Here is a 20,854-nt window from a genome sequence, read left to right as displayed (position 1 = left end):
GGGATCTTTGGGGTGGGCAGGGAATCAGAGGTGAGACAGTGAATTCAACCGTAAAGACGATCGTGTTCTGGCTGGTGATCGTCCTGTCGTGCGTGCTGCTGTGGCAGGTGGTGAAGAGCGGCGGCGGCGGCGCCAAGGAATCGGAGATCACCTACTCGGAGTTCCGGTCCCGGGTGGACCAGGGGAACGTCGCCGAGGTCACGATCCAGAATGTGGATGTGCGGGGCAAGAACCGCAACGACAAAGGCACGTTCCATACCACCCTCCCGCAGAACGATCCGGACCTGATCAAGGCGCTGCGCGACAAGGGCGTCAACATCACCGTGAAGGACGTGTCGGCGGGAAGCTGGCCGACGTGGCTGCTCAACCTCTCTCCCCTGATCCTGTTCGGCGCGCTGTGGTTCATCATGATCCGCCAGATGCAGACGGGCGGATCGAAGGCGCTGTCGTTCGGCAAGAGCCGGGCGCGGCTGCTCTCCATGCAGCAGAAGAAGGTCACGTTCAAGGACGTGGCGGGCGTGGATGAGGCCAAGGAAGAGCTGCGCGAGATCATCGAGTTCCTGCGCGAGGCGCAGAAGTTCCAGAAGCTGGGCGGGCGCATCCCCAAGGGGGTGCTGCTGGTCGGGCCTCCGGGAACGGGCAAGACCCTGCTGGCCCGGGCCGTGGCCGGTGAGGCCAACGTGCCGTTCTTCTCCATCTCCGGCTCGGACTTCGTGGAGATGTTCGTGGGCGTGGGCGCAAGCCGGGTGCGCGACCTGTTCGAGCAGGGCAAGAAGAACGCTCCCTGCATCATCTTCATCGACGAGATCGACGCGGTCGGGCGCCATCGCGGCGCCGGCCTGGGCGGCGGTCACGACGAGCGCGAGCAGACGCTGAATCAGTTGCTGGTGGAGATGGACGGTTTCGAGTCCAACGAAGGCGTGATCCTGATCGCGGCGACCAACCGTCCGGATGTGCTCGATCCGGCGCTGCTGCGTCCCGGCCGCTTCGACCGGCGCGTGGTGGTGTCGCGGCCCGACGTACGCGGGCGCGAAGAGATCCTGCGCGTGCACACCCGCAAGATCCCGCTGAACGACGACGTCGATCTTTCCGTCCTGGCCCGCGGGACGCCGGGCTTCTCCGGCGCCGACCTGGCCAACCTGGTCAACGAAGCCGCTCTGAACGCGGCCCGGCAGAACCGCAAGACCGTGACCATGTACGACTTCGAGCTGGCCAAGGACAAGGTGCTCATGGGGGCCGAGCGCAAGTCCATGATCCTGTCCGACGAAGAGAAGAAGAACACGGCGTACCACGAAGCGGGACACGCGCTGGTGGCGGCGATGATGCCGCATTCCGACCCGCTGCACAAGGTGACCATCATCCCGCGGGGCATGGCGCTGGGCGTGACCATGCAGCTGCCGCTGGACGACAAGCACACCTACACCAAGGACTACCTGGAGACGGAGCTGGCCATCCTGATGGGCGGGCGCGTGGCCGAGGAGCTATTCCTGCACCAGATGACCACGGGCGCCGGCAACGACATCGAGAAAGCCACCGAGCTGGCGCGGCGGATGGTCTGCGAGTGGGGCATGAGCGACATGGGGCCGTTGACCTTCGGCAAGAAGGAAGAGCAGATCTTCCTCGGCCGGGAGATTGCGCAGCACCGCGACTTCAGCGAAGCCACCGCGGTCAAGATCGACCAGGAGGTCCGCCGCCTGGTGGATGGGGGCTACCGGCAAGCGACCGACATCATCTCCAGCCACCGCCAGACCCTCGAGAAGATCGCGGAGACGCTGTTGGAGCGCGAGGTGCTGGATGCCCACGAGATCAAGCTGATCATCGAGGGCAAGGACCTGCCGTCGAAGCCGACCGCTCCGGCGCCGAGTGACGAAGCAACGCAGCAGGTGCTCAAGCCGGAAGGCACTCGGCAGCCGGGCATCGTGCCGGGCGAGAGGCCGAGTCCGGCGTAGTTGGCAGTTGCCAGTTGTCAGTTATCAGAGGGCGACCTGAACGGTCGCCCTTAGTTCTTGGGCGATCGCACGCAACCCAGGGCGGCTGCGCCACCCGTTCAGCGCTTAACGGGCTTGGCGCGGGAGCGGGGGCGGCGGGCGGCGGCCTTGAGCCGCTTGCGTCCGGAACGCTGCTCGCGCCGCTGCAAGAGCACCACCACGTGGGCGATGGCCGCGTTCTGGGTGCCCAGGCCCTCGGGGGTCTTGGCTTTGACGCTGATGTTGTCCGGAGCTGTGTTCAGCAGGGAGGACAAGCGCATCTTCAGGCGCGGCACGTAGGGCCCGATCTTCGGCTCCTGGAGGATCAACGTGGAGTCGACGTTGGAGATCATGTAGCCGGCGCGCTCGACACGTTTCACCGTTTCCTGGACGAACACCACCGAGTCCGCGCCCTTCCACTTGGGATCGTTGGGCGGGAAATAGCCCCCGATGTCGCCGGCAGAGATCGCGCCCAACAGCGCGTCGGTCAGCGCGTGGAGGAGCACGTCGCCGTCGGAGTGGCCGGCGAGGCCGCTGTGGTGCGGCAGCAGCACACCGCCGATCTTCAGCGGCAGGTCCTTCTCGAATTCGTGAGAGTCGAAGCCGTAACCGATACGCATGATTGGTAATTTGTAATTTGAAATTTGCAAAGTTGTGCAGGGCTGATGCGCTGCGTACGTACTTTACAAATTACAAATCACAAATCGTACTTCAGCCTGTGAGCGCCTTTCGCCGTGAGTCCTGGGACATGAAGAGTTCGGCGAGTTCCATGTCGGCCGGAGTGGTGATCTTGATATTGCGGGCCGAGCCCATGACCACGGCGACTTCGCGGCCGGCGCGTTCGGCCAGCGAGGCCTCGTCGGTACCGGTGAAGCCGTCGGCCTGGGCCTCGTCAAATACCTTCTTGAGCACCTCGTAGCGAAAGCCCTGCGGGGTCTGGGCCATAACCACGCGCTCGCGCGGGATGGTGGAAGTGACAATGGCCCCCTCGGCGGTGCGCTCCACCTGCTTGACCGTGTCGGTGGCGGGCAGGCCGGCGATGGCGGCGCCGTACTTCTGGGCGGCGGCGATCACGCTTCCGATGATGTCGGCGTCCACGAACGGGCGGACCGCGTCGTGCACGAGGACGATGTCGTCGGGGGCGGCCGCCACCGCGCGCAGAGCGTTGGCCACCGATTCCTGGCGGTGTTCGCCGCCTTCGACCACGTGCAGGCGCTTGCCGGCCACTTCTTTCTTCAGCCGCTCCTCCGTTTGCGCCATCTCGGGCTGGCGCAGGGCGACGTAGATGTCGGTGACCTGGGGAATCGCGACGAACTTTCGTACGGTGTGCACCAGGATGGGCACACCGTTGATCTCGGTGAACTGCTTGGAGGGCGCCAGCCGCTTGCCCTTGGCAGCGCTGGTCATCCGGGTACCGAGGCCCGCGGCCGGAATGATGACGACGACCTTCATACGGGGGCGGAAAGTATAACAGCAGGAGGCAGGCGGCAGGAGCTTAGGGGGCAGGCGCCCGAGCCTGCCCCGGGTCGAAGATCACTCGTGGCTGGAGCCGGGAGTGGGAGTCGTTGCCGCAGCGGGTGCAGCCGGCTGCGGGCGTGGAGGCTCGGCGACGATGGACTGCGGCCGACGCGACGGCCCACTTTCGGCGCGCGGCGGCGCGGCGTCCCGGGAAGTAGCCGTGGCCATGGAGCGGTCGTCGAACTTGCCGAAGATCATCTTGCCCGCGGTGGTCTGCAGGACCGAGGTGACGGCGATGTCCACGTTCTTGCCGATCATCTTGCGCGCATTATCCACCACCACCATGGTCCCGTCGTCCAGGTAGGCGACGCCCTGGTTGTACTCCTTGCCTTCCTTGAGGATGAAGACGCGCATGATCTCGCCGGGCAGCACGATCGGCTTCAGGGAGTTGGCCAGCTCGTTGATGTTGAGCACGGGCACGCCGTGGAGCTGGGCCACCTTGTTCAGATTGAAGTCGTTGGTGACGATCTTGCCGTCGTAGACCTTGGCCAGCTCGATCAGCTTCATGTCCACTTCGCGCACGGCGGGAAAATCGTCTTCCACGATGGAGACGTCGAGGGTGGCGATCTTCTGGATGCGCGCCAGGATGTCGAGGCCGCGCCGCCCGCGGTTGCGCTTCAGCGAGTCGGCGGAATCGGCCACCAGTTGGAGCTCGCGGAGGACGAACTGGGGGATGACCAACACGCCGTCGAGGAAGCCGGTTTCGGCGATGTCGGCGATGCGGCCGTCGATGATGACCGAGGTGTCCAGGATCTTGAACTGCTTCTTGGTCTGCTTTTCGCCGCCGAAAATGCCGCCCAGCGCGGCCAGGTTCAGCAGCTCACCCTTCGAAGCGCCCACGACCAGCCCGACGTAAGCCATCAGGAGCATGACCATGAGCTGGAGAAAGGCCTGGGTGGGCCCGCGCTCGATGCTGCTGCCGATCACCAGGCTGAACAGGTAGGCGCCGAAGATGCCGAGAATGCTGCCGATGGCGGCGCCGATCAGGCGTTTGAGGCTGACCGAGCGAAGCCGGAACTCGAACAGTACCACCGCCAAGCCGATGGCGGCGCCGGCAATCGCGGCCAGAAGGCGGTGCAGTCCGAACGGCTGGAGCACCGCGCACGCTACAACCACTATCGCGACAAAAAAAATGCGTATGAAAACCAGATCCATGGGGCCTCCTGAGTCCACCACCGACACTGGTGGCGGAACGGTCCCGCACAGCTATCTAACCTTTATCGCGGAGCGTATGAGGTGATGACAGGGGATGCTCCGCAGTCCGGCAGGGAAAAACCGTCCCTGAGGGACTCATCAACCAGGAACAGCCGGAAGTATATACCAGCCGGGGGCCGGCGCACGGGTTTGCCGGTTATCCGATATATCAACACACGACCGAGATTTGCTGTTGACCAGGGCAACACCAGGACGCATTGTGACAAGGGAGCGCGCAAGCGCCCCTGCAAGCCTGGCGCGGCAATCCGGCGCCGGCGAAGTTGGGCCGAACCCGTTAAGGGGAGATGAGCGGCCATTGGTCTCTTGCCTGACAGGGGACCAGAAAGACCGGCGCAAAAATTCTCGGGGGAGAACGCGCCGGTTTTTTTGTTTCAGTACTTTTGGTACTCAGTTGCTGCGCCTCTCGATATCGAAATTTCCTTCTTTGCGATCGTTGCATTCTCCGCGATGAAGTCTCTTTTCCCCGCCCAGGGTATAGAATCTCCGGTTTCGAGGAGCGCGCATGAAAGCGATCGTGGTAACGCGGCCGGGCGGTCCCGAGGTCATGCAGATGCAGGAAGTCCCCGACCCGCAACCCCGCGCGGGCGAGGTGCTGGTCAAGATCGAGGCGATCGGGGTCAACTTCGCCGACAGCATGATGGCGATGGGCCTCTATCCCGGCGGGCCGCAGCCGCCCTTCGTCCCGGGACTGGAATTCGCGGGTACGGTCGAGGGCACAGGCCGCCGCGTGATGGGTTTTGCCGGCGCGGGCGGCGCGTTCGCCGAACGGATCGCGGTCCCGGGACACTCGTTGCTCGATATTCCCGCAAATTGGTCCGCCGCCGAGGCCGCTGCGTTCCCGGTCAACTTCTTCACCGCGTACTTCGCGTATTGGATGGCCGACGCAAAACCTGACGACCGCGTCCTGATCCACGCCGCCGCAGGCGGAGTGGGCACGGCGGCGGTACAACTGGGCAAAGTCTTTGAAGTCGAGATGTGGGGCACCGCATCGTCGGACGAGAAGCTGGCGCGCGTGCGGGAGCTCGGGCTCGACCACCCGATCAATTACAAGAACAGCGATTACGAGCAGGCGATCGCTGAGCAGACGGGCGGCAGGGGCGTGAACATCGTCTTCGAGATGCTGGGCGGAGAGCACACCGTGAAGAGTGCGCGTTGCCTGGCACATCTTGGACACATCGTGATCTACGGCAGCGCGACTGGAAAGCTGCCGATCTACGATTTCCTGACTCTGTTCTCGAAAAACGCCAGCGTGCATAATCTGTGGCTCACGCCGTTGGCGTCGGAACCGGAGCTGATGCAGATGGCCGTGCAGGACCTTTTCGGATGGGCGTCGAAAGGGCGCATCCGGCCGGTCGTCGGCCACACGCTGCCGCTCGAGCAAGCCGCGGACGGCGTGCGCCTGCTGCTGGAGCGGAAGAATTACGGAAAGGTTGTATTGACGGCATAAGAATTTCACCGCAGAGAACGCAGGGATCGCAGAGGAATTCATTCTCGTCTGCTCTGCGATCTCTGCGGTTAGATTGTGAGGTCGGGAATGCGAAAGATGTTGGTGCTAACGCTGCTATTCGCGGCGATCGCGGCGCAAGCGAAGTTCATTCCCGACCCCATCGTGCAGTACAAGATCGACGCGCGTCTGGACGCCAAGGCCAAGACCATCAAGGGCCATGAAGTCATCCAGTGGCGCAACCACACGACGGACAACATTCCCGATCTGCAATTCCACCTATATCTCAACGCCTTCAAGAACAACCTCAGCACTTTCTTCCGCGAAGGAGGCGCGGACAGCCGCCGGGTGAAGTTCCGCGACGAGGCGGACGCGTGGGGCTATGTCACGGTCCACTCTATCAAGGTGGACGGCGAGGACCTGACGTCGAAGATGCAGTACATCCAGCCCGACGACGGCAATCCCGAAGACCAGACGGTCATGCGCGTGCCGCTGACGAAGGCGATCCCGGCGAATGGGCGAGTCACGATCGAGATCGAGTGGACGTCGAAGCTGCCGCACGTATTAGCCCGCACTGGGTTCCACGACAATTTCTTCCTGGTGGCGCAGTGGTTCCCCAAGCCGGGCGTCTACGAAGGAGCCGGCGATCGTCACCGCGCCACGGGCGGCTGGAACTGCCACCAGTTCCACACCTCGACCGAGTTCTTCGCCGACTACGGCGCCTTCGACGTGAACCTGACCGTGCCCGCGGATTTCGAGATCGCCGCCAGCGGCGAGGAGCGCAGCACCAAGGACAACGGCGACGGCTCCACCACCCACGAGTTCTACCAGGAGGACATCCACGACTTCGCCTGGACCACGCAACCGAGATCGCAGGTGCTGAAGCTGGTCCGAATGTTCAAGGCCGACGAACAGGTGACACCCTCGGAGATCGCGGAGTGGTCGCGCAAGGAAGGCGTGCCGGCGGAGGAAGTGCGGCTCCAGGACGTCAAAGTCACGCTGTTCATCCAGCGCGAACACTCCGCCCAGATCGAGCGGCACTTCAAGGCGGTATTCGCGGCGCTGAAGTGGTACGGGATCTGGTACGGGAAGTATCCGTATGACGTGCTCAGCTTCGTCGATCCGCCCTACGGGGGCTTGGGCGCGGGCGGCATGGAGTATCCGACCTTCTTCACCGCAGGGACCAGCTACTGGCCAGCCGCGCGCAAGCTCAGCCCGGAAGGGGTCATCGTGCACGAGTTCGGACACCAGTTCTGGTACGGGCTGGTGGGCAACAACGAGTTCGAAGAGGCCTGGCTCGACGAAGGCTTCAACACCTACTCGACGGGGAAGGTCCTGGAGAAAGCTTACGGCCCGAATTACTTCTACGAGCCGGTGTTCGGCGCGCCGGTTCCAGCGGTGCGCTGGGCGATGCTGCCCATCCCGCGGTATCCGTGGAAGGGGGTTGGAAACATCCCCATAGGACAGTATCTGGAATACGTCCCCAACTACCACTGGCAGCCGACGCAGCGCTACTGGGAGCAGGCCGAGACCGATGCCATGGAGCGCTACGCGTGGCTTGACCTCCATCGCCCCAGCTATGGCGTGCAGGCGTACGACAAGCCAGAGCTGACCCTGCGCACGCTCGAAGGTTTGCTGGGCGACGCCTGGCCGAAGGTGATCCGCACCTATCAGCTGCGCTACCGCTTCAAGCACCCCGACGCCACGGACTTCATGAACACGGTCAACGAGGTCTCCGGGCGCGATATGAAATGGTTCTTCGATCAGACGCTGTACGGAACCGGACATCTCGACTACGCGGTGTCGTTCACCACCGGCCCCGCGCCCAGGAAAGACGGCTACTTCGCAGAGAACGGCAAGCTCACCCTGTTCAAGCAAGACAAGAAAGAGCAAGAGGATGAGGAGCGAGGGCCCTTCGAGTCGGAGGTGCTGGTGCGGCGGCTGGGCGAGATGGTCTTCCCTGTCACCGTGCGCGTGAAGTTCGAAGATGGCTCCGAAGTGCTGGAGCACTGGGACGGCCAGTACCGCTGGCAGAAGTTCAAGTACGTCAACAAGCCGCGGATCGCACTGGCGGAGGTCGATCCCGGCCACCAGTGGAAGCTGGAGGTCATGCGCACTGACAACAGCGTGCGCCGGCAGCCGGAGAAACTGGCGCCGGAGAAGTGGTACCTGCGCTGGGTGGTCTGGATCCAGAACGTGCTCATGGGGTTCTCGTTCTTTTCGTGAGAGATTCAACCGCAGAGAACGCGGAGATCGCAGAGGATCCTTGCATACGTCTTCTCTGCGTTCTCGGCGATCTCTGCGGTAAGAGGGTTTGAAATGCGTGCAGCGGAAGCGATCTCGACAGGACTGAGCGCGGCGTGGCGGGCGAAGTGGCTGGTGGTCATCTTCCTGGCGTGCCAGCTGGTGATCGCCGCGGCGGTGGCTGCGCCCATGTACACGGCGCTGGTGGAGCACATCGGCAAGAGCGCCGTGGGGAACGAACTGGCGCACGGCTTCAGCTCGGCGTGGCTGCTCGAATTCCAGATCGCGTACCAGGGCTTCCTGCGGGGATTCTCCATCGCCATCGTGTACGCGGGCGTGCTCTTCCTGCTGCTGCATACGGTCCTTTCCGCGGGAGCATTCGAGGTGTTTACCCGCGGCGAAGGCGCGAAGCTGCACGCCTTCGGACGGGGCGTCGGCAAGTACTTCCTGCGCTTCTTCCGCCTGATGGTGATCGCGTCGGTGTACTACTTCCTGTGCTTCTGGATCTTCCAGGACCTGGGAGGGCGCGGGCTCGACTGGGCGTTCCGCGACAGCGTGCACGAGGCGCCGCATTTCTACCTCGACTGGTTGCGCTGGGCGCTGCTCGTGTTCTCGGTAGTTGTGGTCAGCATGGTGATCGAGTACGCCAAGGCCGACATGGTGCGCGACGACCATGCGTCGGCGCTGGCCGCCCTGGGCCACGGCGCAGGATTCGTCTTCTCGCACTTCGGCAGAGCGCTCACCATCTACCTGGGCCTGGGCGCGCTCGGAGGGGTGGCGGTCGTGGTCTACAGCCTGTTCGCGCTCTACTTCCCGCAGTCTTCGGCAGGCACCGTCTTCGTGTGGTTCGTGGTGGCGCAGGTGCTGATGTGCTTCCGCTGGATGTTCCGGCTGGCTTCGTGGGCGGCGGAGGTGGCCTTCTACGGGTCGCATGCGCACACGGAACTGGCGGGAGAACCCGCCGCCGTGGATGTGCCCGCCTGAGCGCGTGGCGCACCGTATGCTTCGCGATCAAGCCGCGGCTAACTCTTGGCCGCTGGCATCGTCCAATCAGCTACGTGCCAGGGAAGTAGCGGTCCTCCAGGGAACAAAATCCGGGCCGCCGGCGTACTTGGCATGTGTGGGACGCTCCACTCTCCCGTGGGGCAGATACGGAGTGGCACGGGGTTAGAGAGATTCGTCCACGCCGATGGTTTGGCGGCCAAAGCGAGGGCGAAACTCTTAACCCCAGCCACATCGTAATTTCGCGCTACTTTGTGGTCGGGGTCGTCTCGGGTTTTTCCAGCTTGTCGAGATCGCGCAAAAGTTGCTTGACGATCCTTTCGGCGACGTCCGCGCTGGAGCTCTTGTATTTCGCGTTCTTGCTCTCCTGCGATGCCGTCCAAATAACATCGCCGTCGCGGTCAACAAGCCGCAACGCCAGCCGCGCATCGTTGATGGTCTCCGTGGATGCGTTGGCGTCGTCGATGGCAGCTGAATGGGCGACGAACCCTCCCGAACTGCTACCGGAGACGGAACCTGTTCCGCCGGACCAGCTTCCAGCGACCGAACCTGAGTGCCCGCCCGCAGCCCCTCCTACCGCAGTCCCTTCTCTGTGGGCATGGAACTCTTGCGAAGTCTTCTCCAGACCACTGCCACGGAGAATGGCGTCCGCCTTGTCCTTGTTCTCGGTCACGATGAATCGTTTGCTCGATGCAAGCGCGGTGATAACGAAGCCCTGCATTTGCCTGGCAACGGGATCATCCCCGAAGCTGTCGACGTAGATGCGCCGGACCTTGAGCAAACGCTGCGCGAGTTCCTTCTCAATGGGAGCATCGACTTGTGGGCGGACCGGAGTTTCCGCCGCACCTGCGCTTGCCGGCGGGCCCTCCGCTTTTTTCTCCTGCGGCGCGGCCGGGTTCTGCAGGGACAGGAGAGCGGCCAGCGCGACGGATAACGGTGCGATCATTTCTCGTCCTCCTAATTGCCCCTGCCGCTGTTGCGGGCCTCTTCGTCCTGATATTCGACTTTCTGGCCGGTCCGGGCCTCCAAGGAAGCGAGAGTCACGCGCACTATGTCCTTGCCGAGCTCGAACACGGCGGCCTGCTGCTTGTCCTGGGCATCCTTGTAGCCGATGGTGAGGTAGTGTTTCCGCTTCTTTGAGAACAGTGCGATCCAGGTCACGGCGATGGCAACACCGACGCGGCGTCCGGCTTTTTGCCCGTACTCCAGGCTGTTGACTTTCTCATAGGGAATCTCCAGCTTCCCTCCGGAGTATGTGAAGGTAAACACCTTTTCATCTTTCGCGGAGGACGCGCCTTCCGTGCCTTCCTTGATGCTGTTGACGGTGCCACCTACATACATTGCCTTCTTGCTGTCCAGACCGGCCCAGGCGAGCGCCTCGAATACAAACAGGCATGCCAACGATAGTGCGACAGCTTTCTTCATGGCTCCTCCCTACTTGCCGGTCGCGGTCTTGCGCGCTTCTTCATCCTGATACTCGATCTTCTTGCCGGTTTTCGTCTCCAGCGCAGCAAGAGTAGGCTTGATCGCATCCTTCCCGATCTCCAGTACTGCGGCCTGCTGCTTCTTGTTGCCATCGGTGAAGCTGATCGTCAGGTAATGGCGCCGCTTCTTGGAAAGAAGAAACAATGGGCTGATAGCAATCGCAGCGCCAACCCGTCGCCCTGCTTTTTGCCCGTACTCCAGGCTATCGATCTGCGAGTACGGGATGGTGAGCTTGCCGCCTTTGTAGTCGAAGACGAAGATTTTCTCGTCCGCAGTGGAGGAAACACCTTCGGTTTTTTCTTTAATGTCGTTGATCGTGCCGCCCACATACATCGTCTTATTGTTACCTAATCCGCCCCATGCGGCCGTTTCAAGAGCGAACAGAATGACGAGCAGGACTGAAAAAGACTTCTTCGGCATGGAAATCTCCAGGGATGGTAAATACGGGGGCGAGAACGTGCCGAAATTATGCCCCTCCGCGCCGCAAGTCAACGGAAATCAGTGGTTCGATTCGCGACTTGCACATGAGGAACTCTTGTGGAGGAGCCCGAGGCATCGAAACGAAAAAGTAAAGAGCCGCAGCATGAACGCGGCTCATCCGTTACTACGCTTTCAGGTCTCAGTACTTGGGCATCTTGGGGTCGATCTTGTCGGCCCAGGCGAGGATCCCGCCTTGCAGGTTCTTCACTTTCTTGAAGCCGGCCTGGCGGAGGAAGTCCACGGCCTTAGCGCTGCGCACGCCGGAGCGGCAATGGGCGACGATCTCGCGGCTCGAATCCAGCTCGTGCACGCGCTTGGGCAGGTCGCCCAGCGGGATCAGGTGGCCCTGGATGTTGCAGATCTGATATTCGTGCGGCTCGCGCACGTCGAGCACGAAGAGATCTTCCTTGGCGTTCAGGCGGCGCTTCAATTCTTCGACGGTCATCTCGGGCACGGTGGTGGAGACCGGCGCGTCCTCTCCGCGGATGCCGCAGAACTGCTGGTAGTCGATCAGCTTAGTGATGGTGCGGTTGGGGCCGCAGATGGGGCACTCGGGGTTCTTGCGCAGCTTGAGCTCGCGGAAGCGCATGCCCAGCGCATCCACCAGCAGCACGCGGCCGATCAGCGGGTCCCCCTTGCCGAGGATGAGCTTGATGGTCTCGGTCGCCTGGATCACTCCCACCAGCCCCGGCAGGATGCCGAGCACGCCACCCTCGGCGCAAGACGGGACCAGCCCAGGCGGCGGAGGCTCGGGATACCAGCAGCGGTAGCACGGGCCTTGGGGAGTGGCCAGCACGCTGGCCTGTCCCTCGAAGCGGAAGATGGAGCCGTAGACGTTGGGCTTGCCGGTGAGCACGCAGGCGTCGTTGATGAGGTAGCGCGTGGGGAAATTGTCGGTGCCGTCCACCACGATGTCGAACTCGCGGAAGATGGCGAGCGCGTTGTCGCTGGACAGGCGCGTCTCAAACTTGCGCACTTCGACGAAGGGATTGATCTCTTTGAGCGTCTCGGCGGCGGAGTCGAGCTTCTTGCGACCCACGTCGCTGGTGCCGTGGATGATCTGGCGCTGGAGATTGGTGAAGTCCACGACGTCGAAATCCACGATGCCGATGGTGCCCACGCCGGCGGCGGCCAGGTACATCGCCAGCGGCGAGCCCAGCCCGCCTGCGCCCACGGTCAGCACCTTCGCGGTCTTGAGCTTGAGCTGCCCTTCCATGCCCACCTCGGGCATGATCAGGTGGCGCGAGTAGCGCAGGACCTCTTCGTTCGAGAGCGTAACGGTGTTTTCAACTGCGATAGCCATAAATTTGTAATTGGTAATTTGTGATTTGTAATTTCGAGCGGCTCGAGTCCCTTTACTTTACGAATTACAAATCGCAAATTTCACTTGCCCCTCCCGCTATCGAGGGCACGATCGAGATGGTGTCGCCCTGCTTCAACGGCGTCTGCTCCTTCTGGAGATAGCGGATGTCCTCGTCGTTCAGGTACACGTTGACGAAGGCGCGCAGCTTTCCCTCGTCGGTGTAGAGGTGCTTGCGCAGGTCGCCGTAGCGCGAGGTCAGGTTGCCCAGGGCCTCGCCGACCGTGTTTCCGCCGATCTCGACAGCCGTCTGCTTGTCGGCGTACTGGCGGAGCGGTGTTGGGATCAGGATCTTCATGTCGCTTGTTCTCCCCACTAGAGATTCATAAGAGCGTACTAAGGATTCACTCCGAGGGCTGATAGGCGCGGACGGCACGGTCCTCGGCTTCCACTTCGATCTTCTCGTCCTCGAAGCGCTTGGTCTCCTCGGAATCCCCGAGCAGCGCAAAGGAATTGGTCTGGCAGGCGACTCCCTTCTCCACCGCCGTGATCAGGTAGGAGCAGCCGATCCAGTGCGCCTCGGCGAAGTCAGTCGGCGACCAGCGCGCGGGATGGTCGGGATGCGAATGGTAGAACCCCACGATGTCCAGTTCGCGCTCCCGCGCCTGGCGCTGGATGCGGACCAGCTCCCGAGGGTCGATATTGTAGCGGTTATGCAGCGAGTCGAGGCGGGTGTTGCCCGCGCGTACGACCTCCAGCACGGTGCGCTCGTCGCCGTCCACCGTGCCCAGCAGCACCCCGCAGCACTCGTGCGGATACGTTTCCTCGCCGTGGCGGCGCAGCGCGTGATAACACGAATGGGCGATCTTTAACATGAGAATCAAAATCCACCACGGAGACACGGAGACACGGAGAAAGTCAGAACGAAGAAGTTAGATTGCAGAAGTAAACCGGCTCGACTTCTGCAATCTTCGTTCTGCGTTCTTCGTTGATTCTGGATGTCTGCGTTCATTCTTTCTTCCACACGCGGTCTTCGCTCAGGTACTTGTCGCCGGCATCGGGGAACACAGTCACGATGACGGCGCGCTCGCCCTTCTCCGCAAGTTCTTTCGCGACCTGGAGCGTGCCCACCAGCGCTGCGCCGCACGAGATGCCGGCCAGCAGGCCCTCTTCGCGCGCCAGGCGGCGGACCATGGCGTAGCTCTCTTCCGTTCCCACGCCCAGGTCGCGGTCGGCCAGGTTTGGATCGTAGATCTTAGGCACGATGGCCGTTGCCATGTGCTTCAGGCCTTCGAGCCCGTGGAAGGCCGAGTCGGGCTGGAGCGAGATGCACCGAATCTTCGGGTTCAGTTCTTTCAGCCGGCGCGATGTGCCGATGAATGTCCCGCTGGTCCCCAGCGTGGCGACGAAATGGGTGATGCGGCCTTGCGTCTGCTCCCAGATCTCCGGCGCGGTGCCGGTGTAGTGGGCGCGCCAGTTGGCGTCGTTCGAATACTGGTCGGCGTAGAAATACTTGTCCTGCTGGGCGGCGACCATCTCGCGCGCTTTGCGGATGGCGCCATCGGAGCCTTCGCCGGGGTCGGTGAACACGATGGTCGCGCCATACGCGTTCAGGATCCGTTTCCGTTCCTGTGAAGCATTCGACGGCATGCACAGTGTGACCCCGAACCCGCGGGCGGCGCCGATCATGGCGTAGGCGATCCCGGTATTGCCGCTGGTGGAGTCGAGCAGGATCTTCCCCTTGGCCAGCTTTCCCGCGCGTTCGGCCTCGCGGACGATGTTCGACGCTGCCCGGTCTTTCACCGAGCCGCCTGGATTGAACCACTCGGCCTTGGCCAGGATCTCTACGCCGGGAAGGTCGCGCCCGATACGTTCCAGCCGCAGCAGAGGTGTGTTGCCGACCATCTCCAGCACATTCGCCGGCGGACGCAACAAACCCTCAGCGTCCCGGGTTACCACCGGACGAGGGCCGCGGTCTTTCGATTGCGCCGGCAGAGCCAAGTTCGTCACCCCACTCTAACTTGCTCGAAACAAAGCTCTATAGAGAGGGAATTCGACGGATTCGATGCAATTAGTTTATAAAAGCCGGTTCCCGACGGGCAACGGAGCCATCTAATCGATGTATCGTATGGCGGCAGGACCGAGAACTGCTGCGACTGCAATCGGCGTCCAGCACCGGTTCGGAAACGTCAACCTATGGCTAATACACTACAGCAACGGAGCTACGAGGACGCGGTCGCGTGGTTGCGCGACCACGGCTTTGACCTCCTGGAAGCCCCTGGAACCAACAACCGCGTCTTTCTGAAGAAGCACAACGTCTCCGCCGCCGTCGAGAAGGACGAGCACGGCGGGGTGAGGATCTTCGCCCGCCCGGGATATCTGATCGGCGGCGAGATCTCCAAGCTGATCGACCGCGGCTACCAGAAGTTCCTCATGACCACCAAGTCCGAGACCCCCGCCACCGCCGACCACCTGAAGGCGATCCATGACTTCACCGAGGAACTGAAAGAGGCCGTCGGCGGGGTCAGCCTCTACAACGAATCGCTGGGCACCGTCAGCGACAAGTATGTCTACGACCGCGTGAAGGACCGCGACCTGCCCGAGACCGAGCGCCCCAAGCGCCCCTGGGAAGAGAAGCCCTCCAACGAGAAGACGAAACGCGCCTAAGAAGCGGTTGGCGAGTAGCAAATAGCGTTTAGCACTTCACGAGAGTGGTGGCTGGCTAAGCGCTAATTGCCGATCGCTAACAGCTATTTCTTCAGCTCGACGTCCACCGTCGCCGTCTTTCCCTTCTCCACGGTCACGGACTGGCTGGATGCCTGGTAGCCGTCCATCGAGACGACGACCTTGTAGGCACCGGGGTCGACGGGGAGCTTGAAGGGCGTGGTCTTAGGCGCGGTTTCTCCGTTCACTTTCACCGTCGCGCCTTTCGGCTTGGTCTTCACCTGGAGCGCGCCCATGCCTTCGGGGATGCCGCCGCCGAAGATCTTCCCGAACGGGCTGGCGCCGCCGGTACCGCTCTTCAGCACTTGCGAGACGTGAAAGGTTTCGCCTTCGCCCACCTTGGCGGCCACGGCCACGTCCCGGTAGCCGAGCTTGCGCAGTACGACCGCGTGCTCGCCTTTGGAAACGTCCAGGGTGGCAGGCGTGTGCTTGCCGGTTTCCTTGCCGTCGATGACGATGGCCGCGCCCGCGGGATCGCTGATCACCTCGATGCGCGATGGGGCTACGGCGGTCCGGAGCGCTGCGTTCACCACCGACTGGTTCCCCCCGGTGACCTCCACCATCCGCGTCTCGGTGGCGTACCCCGCCTTCGTGAACACGACTTTGTGCTGCCCCGTGCTCAGGTTGGGCGAGTTGAAGGGGGTGAGCCAGGTGGGCTCCGACCAGCCGTCGATCTCCACTTTGGCGCCCGCAGGATTCGAGATCAGGCGCAGCGTCCCATTGATGGGAGCCGCCGCCGCGGGCTGTGCCGGCACGGGGGCCGGAGTTGCGGCCGCGGTCAACGATTTGGCGGGCGTCTGCGATTTCGTTTTGGCGGCGGGCCTGCCCGGCTCCCCAGGCTGCTCGGCCGGTGATCCGCTCGCCGGCTCGGCCGAGGGGGTGGGCGCGGGGCTTTGCGTCCCTTGCGGAGTCTGCGTCCCCGGCTCGGCCGTGGTCGCCGGCGCGGACGGCTTGGATTTTTCGCTGCTATAGACGCCGAAGGCTACAACCAGCATCACTACTGCCAGCACGCCCGCCGCCACCAGCAGCCACTGGTTGGCCGAAAGTTTGGGTATCGCCGCTTTGGCGCTGGCGACAGCAGTCGCGATCTTGGGCGCTTCCTGTGATCCGGCGACCAGCGTGTCCTCGGCATCGGATGCCGCTGGTGGCGCCGCCGGTTTGGGTGGCGCGGCTTTGGCTGCCGGAACCGGCGCGGGCTTCGGCGGCGCGGCTTGCGGCGCGGGCGGCTTGGGCACGGACTTCGGCGGCGCGGCTTGCGGCGCGGGTGGCTTGGGCACGGGCTTCGGCGGTGCTGCTTGCGGCGCGGGTGGCTTGGGCACGGTCTTGGCCAGCGCGGGGGCGGCAGTGGCGGGCGGCGTCTTGGGCGCGGCCGGCGGCGCCACGGCGGGTGCCGGCTTTGCCGGCGCTGCCGCCGATGCAGGTGCGGCAGCAGGTTTGGCCGGCGCGGATACCGCAGGCGCTGCGGCAGGCGCAGCCTTGGGAACGTGTGCGGCGCCCGCGTCGGCCGGCAGCGCAGCGGTCTCCACCCCGATGCTCTTGTAGTTGACCAGGTGGTGAACCAGGTCGGCGCCCTTCTGATATCTCTGGTCCGGGTGCTTGGCTAGCGCCCGCTGGATGACGGCGCTGAGGCCGGGATGGATGCTGGAATCCAGTTCCTTCGGAGGAATCGGATTCTCGTTCACGATCTTGTAGATGATCGTGGTCACGTTCTGCCCGGTGAAGGGCTTCTCGCCGGTGACCATCTCGTAGAGGAGCACACCGAAACTCCACAGGTCGGAACGGCCGTCGAGTGGGCGGCCTTTCACCTGCTCTGGCGACATGTAGTTGGGAGTCCCCAATACCTGGCCGGCAGAGGTGAGATGGGCGCCCTCAGCCTTGGCGATACCAAAATCCATGATCTTCACCCGACCGTCGGGCTCGATCATGATGTTGGCCGGCTTCACGTCGCGGTGGATGATGCGATGGGAGTGGGCATAGTCCAGACCGGCGCAGATCTGGCGCGAAAGATCGAGCACTTGCTCGATGGGCAGCATCGACTCCGCGTTCAGAACCTTTTGCAGGGTGACGCCCTCGATGAACTCCATGGCGATGTAGAACAGGCCTTCGTGTTCACCGGCGTCGTAAATGGTGACGATGTTGGAGTGATTGAGGACGCCGGCGGCACGAGCCTCGTTCTTGAAGCGGAGCAGCATCTCTTCCGCTTCCATGCCGTGGACGTCCAGGCGCATGGTCTTGAGCGCCACCAGGCGTCCGATGTTGGGGTCGCGTGCCTTGTACACGACCCCCATGGCGCCCTTGCCCAGCTCACCCAGGATCTCGTACCGGCCAATGCTCTGCGGCGACGTTGGTGACGGAATGGCCATATCCTGCGCTACGCTCCCGGGCCCTATGTTGGGGGAGAGGGTCTTGAGAAACGCGTCGCCCACTGGACGCGCGGAAGTTCCTGTGGGGCAGAAGTTACAGCAACTTACCTTTGGTAGTCAATGAAGTGGGACGGAGCCAACGTCCGGCGGACGTCCCCGTGCCACCAAAGCTTCAACCACTGCCCTGCACTCTGGGTTACGGGGTGGGTCCTGTCACTTCCAGAGGTGACGTGAGCCCTACCGAATGCCAGCCGGATGAATATCCTGAATCCGTCACCTTGAGCGCCCTATCCAAGAAAATCAGGAGATACGCATATGGCTATCGCTGTTCGAGACGCTACTTTCCCCACTAGCATCGATATTCCGGAAAACAAGCGCCAGGAGATCGTCCGGCTGCTGAACGCGCGCCTGGCCGATACCCTCGACCTGAAGACCCAGGCCAAGCAGGCCCACTGGAACGTCAAAGGCCGCGAGTTCTTCCAATTGCATGAGCTGTTCGACCAGATCGCGGCCCATTTGGAGGCTCATTCCGACATCATCGCCGAGCGGGCGACCGCGCTAGGCGGCGTCGCGATGGGCACGGCGCGCATGGCGGCCGCTAACTCTGCCATCCCGGAGTACGACCTCGACGCCACCAAAGGCGAGGAGCACGTGCGCGCCCTGGTGCAGCGCCTGGCCAAATTGGGCGCGAACGTCCGCGCCGCCATCGACCGCGCCGACGAACTGGGTGACAAGTCAACGGCCGACGTGTTCACCGAGATCTCCCGCGAACTGGACAAGGACTTGTGGTTCCTTGAGGCGCACGTGCAGGCGTAGAATCCGTCACTGGGCCGCGGCCCAGGTATGTCCACCACCACTCCGAATCTGAAGCGGCCCGCCGTTTCGGTCTTCGTCGCCACCACGGTGATGCTGACCTTCATCTCCTTCTGGCGGGCCGCTGCCATCGTCCTCTCCGACCTGGCGTCCTCCGCGTATTACGCCGGTGGTGAAGCCGAGCAGGTCATCGGGAAGAGCGCGCCCTGGTTCATCCTGTCGGTGATGCTGTTCAGTTACGCCGTCCGCGCCCTGTATATCGAATCCAGCAGCATGTTCGTGCGCGGTGGCGTGTACCGCGTGGTGAAGGAAGCCATGGGCGGCACGCTGGCCAAGTTCTCCGTCGCCGCTCTGCTCTTCGACTACGTGCTGACCGGCCCCATCAGCGCCGTGTCGGCCGGGCAATACCTGGCCGGCTTCGTGCGCGACGTGGGCGGATATCTCGGCTACAAGCTCGAAATCAACGACAATCATTTCGCCGCCGTCGTGGCGGTGATCGTGATCGCCTATTTCTGGTGGAAGAACATCCAGGGCATCCACGAATCCAGCGACAAGGCGATGAAGATCATGAAGATCACGACCGTGATGGTCGTTCTCCTAATCCTCTGGTGCCTGTACACGCTGGCCGTCAAGGGCGCGCACCTGCCGCCGCTGCCCAGCCACGCCGCCATGAAGCTCGACGAGACGTCGCTCGGATGGCTGCATGGCACCTGGCTGAGCCAACTCACGCTGGTCATGCTGCTGGTCGGCTTCGGCCACTCCGTACTGGCGATGAGCGGCGAAGAGACCCTGGCGCAGGTGAATCGCGAGATCGAGAGTCCCAAGCTCAAGAACCTGGAACGCACCGGCCTGGTGATCTTCATCTACAGCATGGTGTTCACCTCTTTGGTCTCGTTCTTCGCGGTCATGATCATTCCGGACACCGCCCGCTCGCATTTCACCGAAAACCTCATCGGCGGGCTGTCCATGTATCTCTCCGGGCCGGAGACGATGCGGCTAGTCTTCCACGGATTCGTGGTGCTGGTGGGTGTGCTGATCCTTTCGGGAGCGGCCAACACGGCGATCGTCGGCGCTAACGGCGTACTGAACCGCATCGCCGAAGACGGCGTTCTGACCTCGTGGTTCCAGAAACCCCAGCGGCGGTATGGCACTACGTTTCGCCTGTTGAACCTCATCGTGGGGATGCAACTGGCGGCCATCATCCTCAGCCGCGGCGACGTGCACCTGCTGGCGGCGCTCTACGCGTTCGGCGTGGTGTGGAGCTTCGCCTTCAAGGCCCTTGCCGTGCTGGTGCTGCGATTCACTGAACCCGCCAACCGCGAATGGAAGGTGCCCGGGAATCTCCATCTTTTCGGACAGGAGATCCCGTTCGGCCTGGGCCTCATCACCGTCGTTCTCTTTCTCGTGGCTGTCGCCAACCTTTTCACCAAGAAGGAAGCGACCATTGCCGGCGTCGGCTTCAGCATGGTGTTCTTCGCCATGTTTGCCATCTCGGAGCGCATCACGCATCGCCGCCGCCTGGCCCAGGGCGGGGCCGCTGGTATGGAGCAGTTCCGCGTCTCCGGTGAGCCGGAGCTGAACTCCGAGGCTCTGCGCGTGCGGCCCGGCAACGTGCTGGTCACCGTCCGCGACCCGCACAACCTCAGCTACCTGCGCGACGCCCTGCATCGCACCGATACCGCACGCCGCGACGTCGTGGTCATGACCACGCGGCTGTACCGCGGACCCGCGTTCAGCGGCAGCCGCGAGTACGACGCCAAGGATGTTTTCAACGAGTACGAGCAGGAGCTGTTTTCGAAGGTGGTATCGGTCGCCGAAAAAGAGGGGAAGCCGGTGTCCCTGCTGGTCGTGCCCGGCACCAGCGTCTTCGACAGCATCATGGTCACGGCCCAGAGGCTGGAATCCTCCACCGTCGTCTGCGGGCAGTCGAACAAGCTGACCGCCGACGAGCAGGGCAAATACACCGGCGACGCCTGGGAACGTCTGCCGGAGCCCAGGCCGCGCGTCACCCTTGAAGTGGCGGCCCCCGGCGGTGCGCTCAGGACCTACCTGTTGGGGCCGCACACGCCGCGCTTGCGCCCGGAAGACATCGAGCTCCTGCACAAACTATGGCTGGAGATCACGCGCGACCCCAAATTCGCCCGGCTGCATCACTTCGACGTGCTCTCGCTTGCACTGCGTGAACTCGAGCAGGAGATCGACGGGCCGCGTCGCGAGGAGCTGCTGGCCATGCTCCGGGAGCAGATGCGTCGAACCGGCGACGCGCCGCCCCATGAATCGGATTAGCTGACGGGAATCA

General features: G+C 63.1%; 18 protein-coding genes. 7 read left to right on the top strand and 11 right to left on the bottom strand.

Translation table 11 applies throughout. The features are described 5' to 3' along the window. The first annotated feature begins 38 nt into the window (after window positions 1–38). Entirely contained in the window at window positions 39–1,949 is a 1,911-nt protein-coding gene (gene ftsH, locus LAN37_12665) for an ATP-dependent zinc metalloprotease FtsH (protein ID MBZ5648065.1), read from the top strand. A gap of 98 nt (window positions 1,950–2,047) precedes the next feature. Here the strand turns inward: ftsH and ispF are convergent, their stop codons facing one another. From ispF to LAN37_12650, 3 genes are all read right to left on the bottom strand, one after another. Beyond that, window positions 2,048–2,590, bottom strand: coding sequence for a 2-C-methyl-D-erythritol 2,4-cyclodiphosphate synthase (gene ispF, locus LAN37_12660; GenBank protein ID MBZ5648064.1), 543 nt, complete (start codon window positions 2,588–2,590; stop codon window positions 2,048–2,050). A gap of 88 nt (window positions 2,591–2,678) precedes the next feature. After that, the gene (gene ispD, locus LAN37_12655) at window positions 2,679–3,419 is read right to left on the bottom strand and encodes a 2-C-methyl-D-erythritol 4-phosphate cytidylyltransferase (protein MBZ5648063.1); all 741 of its coding nucleotides are present in this window, start codon (window positions 3,417–3,419) and stop codon (window positions 2,679–2,681) included. A gap of 81 nt (window positions 3,420–3,500) precedes the next feature. Beyond that, a complete protein-coding gene (locus LAN37_12650) occupies window positions 3,501–4,640 on the bottom strand; it encodes a TRAM domain-containing protein (protein MBZ5648062.1) in 1,140 nt (379 codons plus the stop codon). 562 nt (window positions 4,641–5,202) lie between these two features. Here LAN37_12650 and LAN37_12645 point away from each other — a divergent pair. The 3 genes from LAN37_12645 to LAN37_12635 all read left to right on the top strand — a co-directional run bounded on the left by LAN37_12645 (window position 5,203) and on the right by LAN37_12635 (window position 9,372). Further along, window positions 5,203–6,147, top strand: a complete 945-nt coding sequence (locus tag LAN37_12645) for an NADPH:quinone oxidoreductase family protein (protein MBZ5648061.1) — start codon at window positions 5,203–5,205, stop codon at window positions 6,145–6,147. Window positions 6,148–6,234: 87 nt separating this feature from the next. Continuing rightward, a complete protein-coding gene (locus tag LAN37_12640) occupies window positions 6,235–8,370 on the top strand; it encodes a M1 family metallopeptidase (GenBank protein ID MBZ5648060.1) in 2,136 nt (711 codons plus the stop codon). Window positions 8,371–8,463: 93 nt separating this feature from the next. Next, on the top strand, window positions 8,464–9,372 hold the full coding sequence (locus tag LAN37_12635) for a hypothetical protein (GenBank protein ID MBZ5648059.1): 909 nt from the start codon (window positions 8,464–8,466) through the stop codon (window positions 9,370–9,372). Window positions 9,373–9,637: 265 nt separating this feature from the next. On the opposite strand, the gene LAN37_12630 is transcribed toward LAN37_12635, so the two are convergent. The 7 genes from LAN37_12630 to LAN37_12600 form a co-directional block, all read right to left on the bottom strand. Further along, the gene (locus tag LAN37_12630; protein MBZ5648058.1) at window positions 9,638–10,336 is read right to left on the bottom strand and encodes a hypothetical protein; all 699 of its coding nucleotides are present in this window, start codon (window positions 10,334–10,336) and stop codon (window positions 9,638–9,640) included. A gap of 11 nt (window positions 10,337–10,347) precedes the next feature. After that, on the bottom strand, window positions 10,348–10,815 hold the full coding sequence (locus tag LAN37_12625) for a hypothetical protein (GenBank protein MBZ5648057.1): 468 nt from the start codon (window positions 10,813–10,815) through the stop codon (window positions 10,348–10,350). A 9-nt stretch (window positions 10,816–10,824) separates the two neighbouring features. Beyond that, window positions 10,825–11,295 (bottom strand): hypothetical protein, encoded by a 471-nt coding sequence (locus LAN37_12620; GenBank protein MBZ5648056.1) that lies wholly within the window; start codon window positions 11,293–11,295, stop codon window positions 10,825–10,827. Between the two features lie 199 nt (window positions 11,296–11,494). Further along, window positions 11,495–12,658, bottom strand: a complete 1,164-nt coding sequence (moeB, locus tag LAN37_12615; GenBank protein ID MBZ5648055.1) for a molybdopterin-synthase adenylyltransferase MoeB — start codon at window positions 12,656–12,658, stop codon at window positions 11,495–11,497. Window positions 12,659–12,722: 64 nt separating this feature from the next. After that, entirely contained in the window at window positions 12,723–13,013 is a 291-nt protein-coding gene (locus tag LAN37_12610; protein MBZ5648054.1) for a MoaD/ThiS family protein, read from the bottom strand. 46 nt (window positions 13,014–13,059) lie between these two features. Then, entirely contained in the window at window positions 13,060–13,530 is a 471-nt protein-coding gene (locus tag LAN37_12605) for a M67 family metallopeptidase (protein ID MBZ5648053.1), read from the bottom strand. 133 nt (window positions 13,531–13,663) lie between these two features. After that, window positions 13,664–14,560 carry a cysteine synthase family protein gene (locus tag LAN37_12600; protein ID MBZ5648052.1) on the bottom strand — a complete coding sequence of 299 codons (897 nt, stop codon included), beginning with the start codon at window positions 14,558–14,560 and terminating at the stop codon, window positions 13,664–13,666. Window positions 14,561–14,851: 291 nt separating this feature from the next. On the opposite strand from LAN37_12600, the gene LAN37_12595 reads away from it, so the two are divergent. Next, window positions 14,852–15,322, top strand: a complete 471-nt coding sequence (locus LAN37_12595; protein MBZ5648051.1) for a hypothetical protein — start codon at window positions 14,852–14,854, stop codon at window positions 15,320–15,322. A gap of 83 nt (window positions 15,323–15,405) precedes the next feature. Here LAN37_12595 and LAN37_12590 read toward each other — a convergent pair whose 3' ends face one another. Then, window positions 15,406–17,742, bottom strand: a complete 2,337-nt coding sequence (locus LAN37_12590) for a protein kinase (protein ID MBZ5648050.1) — start codon at window positions 17,740–17,742, stop codon at window positions 15,406–15,408. Between the two features lie 315 nt (window positions 17,743–18,057). Between LAN37_12590 and dps the strand changes: the two genes are divergently transcribed. After that, window positions 18,058–18,558, top strand: a complete 501-nt coding sequence (gene dps, locus LAN37_12585; protein ID MBZ5648049.1) for a DNA starvation/stationary phase protection protein Dps — start codon at window positions 18,058–18,060, stop codon at window positions 18,556–18,558. A gap of 27 nt (window positions 18,559–18,585) precedes the next feature. Continuing rightward, a complete protein-coding gene (locus LAN37_12580) occupies window positions 18,586–20,841 on the top strand; it encodes an APC family permease (GenBank protein ID MBZ5648048.1) in 2,256 nt (751 codons plus the stop codon). Window positions 20,842–20,854 lie beyond the last annotated feature (13 nt).

Source organism: Terriglobia bacterium (assembly GCA_020073495.1).
Classification (GTDB): Bacteria; Acidobacteriota; Terriglobia; order Terriglobales; family Acidobacteriaceae; genus JAIQFD01.
This window is presented reverse-complemented; position numbering and strand designations above follow the sequence as displayed.